Origin of the sequence: Pseudomonas sp. DSP3-2-3 (genome assembly GCF_049898225.1) — a bacterium.
Classification (GTDB): Bacteria; Pseudomonadota; Gammaproteobacteria; order Pseudomonadales; family Pseudomonadaceae; genus Aquipseudomonas.
In genome coordinates this window covers 22,488-33,502 of the sequence record NZ_JAFCXH010000042.1, presented here as the reverse complement: position 1 = coordinate 33,502, position 11,015 = coordinate 22,488, and the positions used below count along the sequence as shown (strand labels likewise).

The window sequence follows — 11,015 nt, the reverse complement described above, 5'->3', positions numbered from 1 at the left end:
TCCAACTACGACTCGTTGATCGGCAAGCTGATCACCTGGGGCGCAACGCGCGACGAAGCCATGGCCCGCATGCGCAATGCCCTGGACGAAATCGTGGTCGACGGGATCAAGACCAACATCCCGCTGCACCGCGACCTGACCCGTGATGAAGGCTTCTGCGAAGGCGGCGTCAACATTCACTACCTGGAACACAAGCTGGCCAATCAATAAGGTCGCTTGCTCCGGATCAACAAAGCCGCTTTCACAGCGGCTTTGTTGTTTGTGACGCATCACAGTAAACTTGCGCGTTTCCTGCTGCACTGAACCGCAGATCATTTTTCATTCGAAGGTAACCCGCCATGCCTTGGCTGCAAGTCCGTCTCGCCATCAGCCCAGAACAAGCCGAAACCTACGAAGACGCCCTTCTTGAAGTCGGCGCCGTGTCCGTGACGTTCATGGACGCCGAAGATCAGCCGATCTTCGAGCCGGAACTCAACACCACGCCGCTGTGGTCGCACACGCACCTGCTCGCCCTGTTCGAAGCCGACACCGATGCCAACCATGTCCTTGCGCATCTGAAACTGCTCACCGGCGCCGAACTGCCGGAACACATGAGCGAAGTCATCGAGGATCAGGACTGGGAACGCAGCTGGATGGACAATTTCCAGCCAATGCGTTTCGGTCAGCGCCTGTGGATCGTGCCGAGCTGGCATGCCGCTCCGGAGCCGGACGCAGTCAACCTGCTGCTCGACCCGGGCCTGGCGTTCGGCACCGGCACTCACCCGACGACCGCACTCTGCCTGGAATGGCTGGACGGTCAGGACCTGAAAGACTGCAACCTGCTGGACTTCGGTTGCGGCTCGGGCATCCTCGCCATTGCTGCCTTGCTGCTGGGCGCCAGACAAGCGGTCGGTACCGACATCGACGTGCAGGCGCTGGAAGCCTCGCGGGACAACGCCGGTCGTAACCACATCGAGGCCGAGCGTTTCCCGTTGTACCTGCCGGAAGACCTGCCGCAGGAACCGGCCGACGTGCTGGTTGCCAATATTCTCGCCGGGCCGCTGGTCGCGTTGGCACCTCAGTTGGCGACGCTGGTCAAACCAGGCGGCCGACTGGCGCTGTCCGGCATTCTGGCCGAGCAAGGCGAAGAAGTTGCCGCCGCTTATGCCAGTACGTTCGATCTCGATCCGATTGCTAACCGTGATGGCTGGGTACGCATCACGGGCCGTCGCCGTTAACCGCCGCTTGAACCGGACAGTCGCATGACCGACAGCTTCGTCACCCAGTGCCCGCACTGCCAGACCAGTTTCCGAGTAAGCCACGCCCAGCTGAGCGTGGCACGCGGCGTGGTGCGTTGCGGCGCCTGCCTGCAGGTCTTCAATGCCGCAAAACAGTTACTGGAACAGCGCGGCAGTGACTCGACTGTCGAGGCAGCCAAGCCGTCTGCACCAACGTCTGAGCCCGTGCCAGCGATTATTGCGCCGCCAGCCGTGCAAGCCCCACCGGCGCTCGTGGCTGTCGAACCTGCGCCTGAACCTGAAGTGGTGGAAATCGTCCCAGCGCCCAGAGACTGGAAAGCCAACGCCCTGGACCTGGACGACATGGACCTGGACGAAGAACTGGCACGGCTTGAGCAGCGGGAAATCCAGCTGCCGGAAACCTTCGGTCGCGAAAGAAGCCGTGTTGATGGCGATACCAACCTGTCTGCCCATCGCGACAATGGGCAAACCGAAGACGACGCGTGGGTCACCAGCCTGCGCAATGACGACGTCAGTCAACTGCCGGAATTGCAGGCCGAAGTTATACCCGAGCCCCAGCAATCACTGGAACTCGAACCTGAATCCGAGCATGAGCAGTCTTCCGGCAACGGCCGAACCGAACCGTCGCTGTCCTCGACCCCGGACGGCCTCGGCGACGAGGAGCCCATGGCCCCTCTGCAGAGCCAGCGCAAGGCGCCGGGCAGCGAGAAGACTGAACGCTGGTCGGCGCTTGATGACGATGACCATGAACAAGACCACGAGCCTCAACCAGAGCCCGAAGTTCGCGGCCGACGCAATCGCAGCGAGCCTGGGGTGCGCGACAAGACACTGGTTGATCTGACCGACGAGCCGCTGCAACTGGAATGGCAGCGACCCAAATCCAATTGGGGACGGCGCCTGATCTGGACACTGCTGGCGGTATTGGCTTTAGCCGGGCTGGCAGGCCAATACATCTGGTATCACTTTGACGAGCTGGCCCGCCAGGACCAGTACCGCCCCTGGTTTCAGCTGATCTGCCCGCAAATCGACTGCAAGGTTCCGTCCAAGGTCGATATCAAATTGCTCAAAAGCAGCAATCTGGTGGTGCGCAGCCATCCGGAATTCAAAGGTGCATTGGTCGTCGACGCGATCATCTATAACCGCGCGTCGTTTTCCCAACCTTTCCCGCTGCTGGAGCTGCGTTTCGCCGATACCAGTGGTCAGCTGATTGCCAGTCGTCGCTTCAAACCGGCGGAATACCTGAGCGGCGAGATGGCCGGCAAGGAAGAAATGCCACCGCAGACACCGATTCACATCGCGCTGGACATTCTCGATCCCGGTGCCAAAGCGGTGAATTACAGCCTGAGCTTCCGTTCTCCGGAATGAAAGCCGCGCGGCGTCTGGCTCGCCGCCCCTCATAGACCTGGCGTATCGATTTCGATGCACTCATTGGCAGCCGCCGCCGAGCTATTTTGGAACCTGGACAACAAGCTTGAACGTTTCGCGATAAAAAATAACTGTTCAGATTTTATCCAATTCAGCCTTTATCCAGTCATCGAGAGCGGGTATCATGCCAACCCTTTTTCTTACTCTGGATTCGGTCTGAAAAGCGCTTGAGCACTTGGAAGACCGGACCGGGCAGACCGTGAACATCGAGCAGTCATCACGGCCTGCGATGATTCGGCCCCCACAACAGGCACACCTATGTCGGCGGTACGCATCGGTCCTTATACATTGCACAATGGCTTGATTCTCGCCCCCATGGCGGGCGTCACCGACCAGCCCTTTCGTCAGCTCTGCCGCCAACTCGGCGCGGGCCTGGTGGTTTCGGAAATGGTCACCAGTGACATGAGCCTGTGGAACAGCCGCAAATCGCGGCTGCGCATGATCCACGAGGGTGATCCCGAGCCGCGCTCGGTACAGATCGCCGGTGGTGACCCGCAAATGCTTGCCGACGCCGCGCGCGCCAACGTTGAACTGGGCGCGCAGATCATCGACATCAACATGGGATGTCCGGCGAAAAAAGTGTGTAACAAGGCGGCGGGTTCTGCGCTGTTGAAAGACGAGCATCTGGTGAACGAGATCCTGCAGGCAGTGGTTGCCGCGGTCGATGTGCCGGTCACCTTGAAGATACGCACCGGTTGGGACCGGGCGAACAAAAATGGCCTGACGATTGCGAAAATCGCCGAACAGGCCGGGATTCAGGCATTGGCCGTCCATGGACGCACCCGTGCCGACCTTTACACCGGTGAAGCCGAATACGACACCATCGCTGAAATCAAGCAGGCGATGTCGATTCCGGTATTTGCCAATGGCGACATCGATTCACCCCAGAAAGCCCGGCACGTTTTGCACGCGACCGGCGCCGACGGGCTGTTGATTGGCCGGGCTGCTCAAGGGCGCCCATGGATTTTTCGCGAAATAGAACACTACCTGCGAACCGGCGAGACATTGCCGACTCTGCAATTAAGTGAAGTGGAACGCATTCTGCTTGAGCATTTGGCAGCGCTTCACGTTTTCTACGGCGATGTGCTTGGCGTACGTATTGCGCGCAAGCATGTCGGCTGGTATCTCGCAACCTTGCCGGGCGCCAGGGAGTTTCGCGCCCACTTCAATCGTTTGCAGGATACAGAAGCACAGTGCGCCAACGTCCGCGAGTTTTTCAGCGAACGCTACGAAAGCCCGGATGCAGGGAAAGAAGAAGAGGTGGCCGCATGACGATGATGACCGAGACTTTAGTGAGTGGAACAACACCCGTGAGCGACAACGTCAATTTGAAACAGCACCTCAACACGCCGAGCGAAGAGGGCCAGACCCTGCGCGGCAGTGTCGAGAAGGCGCTGCACAATTATTTCGCCCACCTCGAAGGCGCTCCCGTCACTGACGTCTACAACCTGGTGTTGTCGGAAGTCGAGGCGCCGCTGCTCGAAAGCGTGATGAATTACGTCAAGGGCAACCAGACCAAAGCGTCCGAGCTGCTGGGCCTGAACCGCGGCACCTTGCGCAAGAAACTCAAGCAGTACGACCTGCTTTAAGCATTCAAAACAAAAAGGCGACGCGCTTCGGCGCTGTCGCCTTTTTTGCTTACTTCTTTTGCTTTTGATGGAAATTGAGATGACCGACCAGACCACACGCCTGCCGATCCGCCGCGCCCTGATCAGTGTTTCCGACAAGACGGGAATCCTCGAATTCGCCCGCGAGCTGGAAGCCCTTGGCGTCGAGATCCTTTCCACCGGCGGCACCTTCAAGCTGCTGCAGGACAACGGCGTCGCAGCGGTTGAAGTTGCCGACTACACCGGTTTTGCGGAAATGATGGACGGTCGGGTCAAGACCCTGCACCCGAAAATCCACGGCGGCATCCTCGGTCGTCGCGGCATCGACGACGCCATCATGAACGAGCACGGCATCAAGCCGATCGATCTGGTCGCGGTCAATCTCTATCCGTTTCAGGCAACTGTCGCCAAGCCAGGCTGCGACCTGCCTACCGCCATCGAAAACATCGATATCGGCGGCCCGACCATGGTCCGTTCTGCGGCGAAAAACCATAAAGATGTGGCCATCGTAGTCAACGCAAGCGATTACAGCCTGGTACTGGAAAGCCTCAAGGCGGGTGGCCTGACTTACGCACAGCGTTTCGACCTGATGCTCAAGGCGTTCGAACATACCGCTGCCTACGACGGAATGATCGCCAACTATCTGGGCAGCATCGACCAGACCGCTGAAACCCTGAGCACAGAAGGTCGCAACGGTTTCCCGCGCACCTTCAACAGCCAGTTCATCAAGGCGCAGGAAATGCGCTATGGCGAGAACCCGCACCAAAGTGCTGCGTTCTACGTCGAAGCCAATCCGGCCGAAGTGGGCATTGCCACGGCAACCCAGCTGCAAGGCAAGGAACTGTCGTTCAACAACGTGGCCGATACCGACGCCGCGCTCGAATGCGTGAAAAGCTTCGTCAAGCCAGCCTGCGTCATCGTCAAACACGCCAACCCGTGCGGCGTTGCGGTTTGTCCGGACGCTGAAGGCGGCATCCGTCAGGCTTACGAACTGGCCTACGCCACCGATACCGAATCGGCATTCGGCGGCATCATCGCCTTCAACCGCGAGCTGGACGCTGCAACCGCCAAGGCCATCGTCGAGCGACAGTTCGTCGAAGTGATCATCGCCCCGAGCGTCAGCGCCGAAGCCCAGGCCATCGTCGCCACCAAAGCCAACGTGCGTCTGTTGACCACCGGCCAATGGGCTGCCGAACGTGCAGCTGCCTGGGACTACAAACGCGTCAACGGCGGCCTGCTCGTGCAGAGCCGTGATATCGGCATGATCGGTGCCGACGACCTTAAAATTGTCACCCAGCGCGCGCCGACCGAACAGGAAGTTCACGACCTGATCTTCGCCTGGAAAGTGGCGAAATACGTCAAGTCCAACGCTATTGTCTACGCTCGCAATCGCCAGACCATCGGCGTCGGCGCCGGCCAGATGAGCCGCGTCAACTCGGCACGCATTGCCGCGATCAAGGCGGAACACGCCGGTCTGCAGGTTCAGGGCGCCGTGATGGCCTCGGACGCATTCTTCCCGTTCCGCGACGGCATCGACAACGCAGCCAAGGTCGGCATCACCGCCGTCATCCAGCCGGGCGGTTCGATGCGCGATAACGAAGTGATCGCCGCCGCTGATGAAGCGGGCATTGCGATGGTGTTCACCGGGATGCGGCATTTCAGGCACTGAAGTGTCAGCAGCAAGTTCCAAGCTGCAAGCGGCAAGCAAAAGCGGACATCAGTCGCTCTCGCCTGCCATTGCGGCCTAACCAATTCAAAGCCATGAGCTGCATTAAAAGCCACGCAAATCGCTTTTACTTGCCGCTTGTAGCTTGCAGCTTCTCCGAAGGAGTCTTTCTTTGAACATTTTGATCATCGGCAGCGGCGGACGCGAACACGCTTTGGCCTGGAAAGTTGCCCAGGACCCACGCGTCGTCAAGGTTTTCGTGGCCCCTGGCAATGCCGGCACCGCCATCGAAGCCAAGTGCGAAAACGTTGCCATTGACGTGCTCGCCCTTGAGCAACTGGCAGACTTCGCAGAAAAGAACGTTTCGCTGACCATCGTTGGTCCGGAAGTGCCGCTGGTCGCAGGTGTTGTCGATCTGTTCCGCGCCCGTGGCCTGGATTGCTTCGGTCCTACCGCTGGCGCTGCCCAGCTGGAAGGCTCGAAGGCATTCACCAAGGATTTCCTGGCTCGCCACAAGATCCCGACTGCCGATTATCAGAACTTCACTGAAATCGAGCCCGCCCTGGCTTATCTTCGTGAAAAGGGCGCGCCAATTGTCATCAAGGCCGACGGCCTGGCTGCGGGCAAAGGCGTGATCGTCGCCATGACCCTGGTCGAAGCGGAAGACGCGGTACGTGACATGCTGGCCGGCAACGCCTTTGGCGAAGCGGGTTCGCGTGTGGTCATCGAAGAATTTCTCGATGGCGAAGAGGCCAGCTTTATTGTCATGGTTGACGGCAAGAATGTACTGCCGATGGCCACCAGCCAGGATCACAAGCGCGTCGGCGACGGCGACAGCGGTCCGAATACCGGCGGCATGGGTGCTTACTCCCCGGCTCCGGTGGTGACCGCCGAGGTGCATCAGCGGGTGATGGATCTGGTCATATGGCCGACCGTCCGAGGCATGGCTGACGAAGGTAATATTTACACCGGCTTCCTCTATGCTGGTCTGATGATCGACAAAGCTGGTAATCCGAAGGTTATCGAGTTCAACTGCCGCTTTGGCGATCCGGAAACCCAACCCGTGATGCTGCGCTTGCAGTCCAGCCTCGTGTTGCTGGTCGAGGCGGCATTGGCGCAGGCACTGGATAAAGTCGAAGCGCAATGGGACCCTCGCCCAAGCCTGGGCATTGTTCTGGCCGCTGGCGGTTACCCTGGCGATTACGCCAAGGGCGCAGCGATCAAGGGTCTGGACGACGCAGCGCAACTATCGGGCAAAGTGTTTCATGCCGGGACCACGTTGCAGGCTGGTCAGGTGGTAACCAGTGGTGGCCGCGTTCTGTGCGCGACAGCCATGGGTGATAGCGTGGGTGATGCGCAACAACAGGCCTATGCGCTGGCAGCAAAGATTGATTGGGAAGGTTGTTTCTATCGCAGTGACATTGGCTATCGCGCCATTGCACGCGAGCGCGGTAAAGAGCTGGAATAACGCCGTCAGGCAACCAGAACCGGGCGCAATCCTGCGGGGCGAGACAGATGACTCGCCCCGCAATGGGTCCGAATGTTTGGATTCTTCTGGTTATTTCAGCATCGCGCAGGGTTGTCTGGTATTCATCTACGAAGGGATTTCGCCGTGCGCTGGCTCAGGATTGCCAAAAGATTAACCGTCGGGGTGCTGACCCTGCTCTTCATGCTCACAGCGCAAGCCGAGCAGAGTGCGGGCTGGTCAACCTTGCTCGACAGTCAGGCGGATCTGCAACTGAGCGATATCCGCTCGGCACGCTTCGAAAACGCGTTCAGTCCCATCGATCTGGCACACATCACCGCAGCAGATCGAGACAGCGCGCTGTGGCTGCACTATCGCTTGCAACCCAACAAGCACGAACAACTGCTGCGCGTCTTTGCACCGGATCTGGCCAGCCTGGACCTGTACGTCCTCAACGGCGAGCAGATGGTCGACCATTCGCGCACCGGCAACAACGTTCCGCGCCAAAACCAGCTACTGCACTCCCGCGACTTCATGTTGCCGTTACCTCAGAGTGACGTGCCGCTTGATCTCTACCTGCGCCTGGTCTCGACTCAGCAATTGCGCCCCAACATCACGCTGCAATCGGCAATCGAAAGCGCTGCCGACGAACGCGAACCCTTTCTGTTCGGACTTTTGTTCGGTTCGCTCGCCATGCTGATCCTGCAAAATCTGACTCGCTACGCGCACACACGCTCGCCGAGCAACCTGTGGCTTGCCGCCTGCGAAGGACTTCTGACCCTCAGTGCGCTGCTGCTGCTCAACCTGCTGACGCCCTGGCTCAATACCTGGCATATCCCGCAGACACCCAGCGCGCACCTGACCCTTTTGCTCGCGGCGATTACCGGGCTGATGTACACCTATTGTTTCTTCTACCACCGCAAAGTCGTGAAGCTGGATCGCTGGTTGCTGGGCAGCCTGCTGGTCATCGCGCTGGGCGGCTTGCTGGTCCTGTTCGTCGACACCTTGCCGCTCAACCTGCTGACCTTCGGCCTGGTCAGTCTGGCGACGCTAAGTATCCTGTTTGTGTCAGCGTATAACTGGCAAAAAGGCTACTGGCCGGCGCGGCTGTTCGTGGTTTCAATGATCACGTTCAATATTGGCTGCCTGATCATCCTGCCCGCGCTGCTATGGCTGACAATGATTTCCCCGCAATGGCTGATTTTCACTCTGCTCGGCGTGTTCTGCGTCAGCGGCTTGCTCATGAGCATCGCGCTCAGCGAGCGCCATCGCAGCATCACCGAAGACAGATTCAGCATCAGTCGCGATCAGGCTGCCAGCACGGCGGAAATCAATGCCAAGGCGGAGTTCCTGGCCAAAATCAGTCACGAAATCCGCACACCCATGAACGGCGTGCTGGGCATGACCGAATTGCTGCTGGGCACGCCGCTGTCGGTCAAGCAACGTGATTACGTGCAGACCGTGCACAGCGCTGGCAACGAACTGCTCACGCTGATCAACGAGATTCTGGACATTACCAAGCTGGAGTCCGGCCAGATCGAGCTGGACGACGTGCAGTTCGATCTCAGTGCGTTGATCGAAGACTGCATGAATATCTTCAGGGCGAAGGCTGAACAGCAGAATGTCGAACTGATCAGCCTGATCCAGCCGCAAGTGCCACGAGTCATCAGCGGTGACCCGACCCGCTTGCGGCAGACCGTATTGAGCCTGCTGGAAAACGCCCTGAAAAAAACCGACGAAGGCGAAATCCTCGTGGTGGTCGCCCTCGACTCCCGCGCTGGCAAGCCACGTCTGCGCATTGCCGTACAGGACAGCGGCGAACCACTGGCGCCGAGTGAGCGCGACGCCCTGCTGCATGCGGAACTGCACAGCAAGAATTTCCTCGCCGCGAGCAAGCTGGGCGGCCACCTGGGGCTGGTCATTGCCCGGCAGTTGATCCTGCTGATGGACGGCGAGTTCGGCATCCAGACCGGCAGCAGCCAGGGCAGCACGTTATGGCTGAGCCTGCCACTGGACGCTGATCGTCTGGAGCAGCCGCCGCTGGACATGGACAGCCCGCTCAAAGGTGCGCGCGTTCTGGTGGTTGACGACAACGACACCTGCCGCAAGGTGTTGGTCCAGCAATGCACCGCCTGGGGCTTGAACGTCAGCGCGGTCTCCTCGGGCAAGGAAGCGCTGGCACTGCTGCGCACCAAGGCGCACTTGCGCGATTACTTCGATGTGGTCCTGCTCGACCAGAACATGCCCGGCATGACCGGCATGCAGCTGGCCGCCAAGATCAAGGAAGACCCGAGCCTGAACCACGACATTCTGTTGATCATGCTGACCGGCATCAGCAACGCGCCGAGCAAGATCATCGCGCGCAATGCCGGGGTCAAACGCATCCTTGCCAAACCCGTGGCCGGCTACACCCTGAAGACTACGCTGGCGGACGAACTCACCCAGCGCAACAAAGGCGCAAGCCCGCTGACCATTACGCCGGTGCTCAATACCCCGATCAACGTACCCAGTGACTTCCGCATTCTGGTGGCTGAAGACAACAGCATTTCCACCAAGGTCATTCGCGGCATGCTCGGCAAGCTCAACCTGCATCCCGACACGGCCAGCAACGGCGAAGAAGCACTGCGGGCGATGAAGGCCCAGCGTTACGATCTGGTCCTGATGGACTGCGAAATGCCGATCCTCGATGGCTTCTCTGCCACGGAACAATTGCGCGCCTGGGAAGTGGGTAATCAGCGTGTGCGGACCCCGGTGGTTGCACTGACCGCGCACATCCTGACCGAACACAAGGATCGCGCGCGTCAAGCGGGCATGGACGGCCACATGGCCAAACCCGTCGAGCTGTCGCAACTGCGCGAACTGGTGGAATTCTGGGTTGCCCAGCGCGCCAAGACTCATGCGCTGACATCCGACAGCGACCTTTATCAGCAAAACTGACAATCCACAGCAAGCCAGCGCTTGCCGCCTGATAGACTCCCCTCGTCCTTATTCTGCTGCCGCGAGCCCAAGCCATGCTCCATGTGTTGTTCAGCGTTTACCTGAAGATGCTGGTGCTTTATAGCCCGTTCTTTGTCCTGTCCTGCTTCATCAGCCTGACCCGGGGTCATTCACGCAAGGAGCAACGGCGGCTGGCCTGGAAAGTGGCCCTGGCAACGCTGGTTTCCAGTGTGCTGCTGTATTTGTTCGGCCGGGTGATCTTCAGTGTGTTCGGCATCACCGTCGACGCCTTCCGTATCGGCGCTGGCAGTGTGCTGTTTATCTCCGCCCTGGGCATGGCCCAAGGCAAGTCGGCCGTGCAGACCGACAATGTCCAGCAGGACATGACCATCGTGCCGCTGACCATTCCATTGACCGTCGGCCCCGGCACCATTGGCGCACTGTTGGTCATGGGCGTCAGCCAGCCCCACTGGGACGACAAGCTCACCGCCATCCTCAGCATCGCCCTGGCCAGCCTCACCGTCGGCGTGGTGCTTTACCTGTCCAACCATATCGAACGGGTATTGGGCGACCAGGGTTTGCAGATTGTCAGCCGATTGATGGGTTTGTTTGTCTGCGCGCTGGCGGCGCAAATTATCTTCACCGGAGTTCGGGGTTATCTGGTGCCGTGAACCCGC

8 protein-coding genes and 1 pseudogene are annotated in these 11,015 nt (G+C 59.6%); all 9 read left to right on the top strand.

The genetic code is table 11. The annotated features are described in order from the left end of the window. Positions 1–210: pseudogene (locus tag ACP7E4_RS28005) on the top strand (acetyl-CoA carboxylase biotin carboxylase subunit); the annotation flags it as partial. A gap of 128 nt (positions 211–338) precedes the next feature. Beyond that, entirely contained in the window at positions 339–1,217 is an 879-nt protein-coding gene (gene prmA / locus ACP7E4_RS28000) for a 50S ribosomal protein L11 methyltransferase (protein WP_426119135.1), read from the top strand. A gap of 24 nt (positions 1,218–1,241) precedes the next feature. Then, entirely contained in the window at positions 1,242–2,603 is a 1,362-nt protein-coding gene (locus tag ACP7E4_RS27995; RefSeq protein ID WP_426119137.1) for a DUF3426 domain-containing protein, read from the top strand. Between the two features lie 318 nt (positions 2,604–2,921). Beyond that, on the top strand, positions 2,922–3,935 hold the full coding sequence (dusB, locus tag ACP7E4_RS27990; RefSeq protein WP_065831845.1) for a tRNA dihydrouridine synthase DusB: 1,014 nt from the start codon (positions 2,922–2,924) through the stop codon (positions 3,933–3,935). Continuing rightward, positions 3,932–4,252, top strand: a complete 321-nt coding sequence (gene fis, locus ACP7E4_RS27985) for a DNA-binding transcriptional regulator Fis (protein WP_020292698.1) — start codon at positions 3,932–3,934, stop codon at positions 4,250–4,252. The genes dusB and fis overlap by 4 nt, the downstream gene beginning before the upstream one ends. 79 nt (positions 4,253–4,331) lie before the next feature. Further along, complete coding sequence (gene purH / locus ACP7E4_RS27980) at positions 4,332–5,939, top strand: bifunctional phosphoribosylaminoimidazolecarboxamide formyltransferase/IMP cyclohydrolase (protein ID WP_426119139.1); 1,608 nt, start codon at positions 4,332–4,334, stop codon at positions 5,937–5,939. 169 nt (positions 5,940–6,108) lie between these two features. Next, a complete protein-coding gene (purD, locus tag ACP7E4_RS27975) occupies positions 6,109–7,404 on the top strand; it encodes a phosphoribosylamine--glycine ligase (protein WP_426119141.1) in 1,296 nt (431 codons plus the stop codon). Positions 7,405–7,548: 144 nt separating this feature from the next. Then, positions 7,549–10,338: a response regulator gene (locus tag ACP7E4_RS27970; protein ID WP_426119143.1), complete on the top strand. Its 2,790-nt coding sequence runs from the start codon at positions 7,549–7,551 to the stop codon at positions 10,336–10,338. Positions 10,339–10,412: 74 nt separating this feature from the next. Then, positions 10,413–11,009 carry a MarC family protein gene (locus tag ACP7E4_RS27965; RefSeq protein WP_020292694.1) on the top strand — a complete coding sequence of 199 codons (597 nt, stop codon included), beginning with the start codon at positions 10,413–10,415 and terminating at the stop codon, positions 11,007–11,009. Positions 11,010–11,015: the final 6 nt, after the last annotated feature.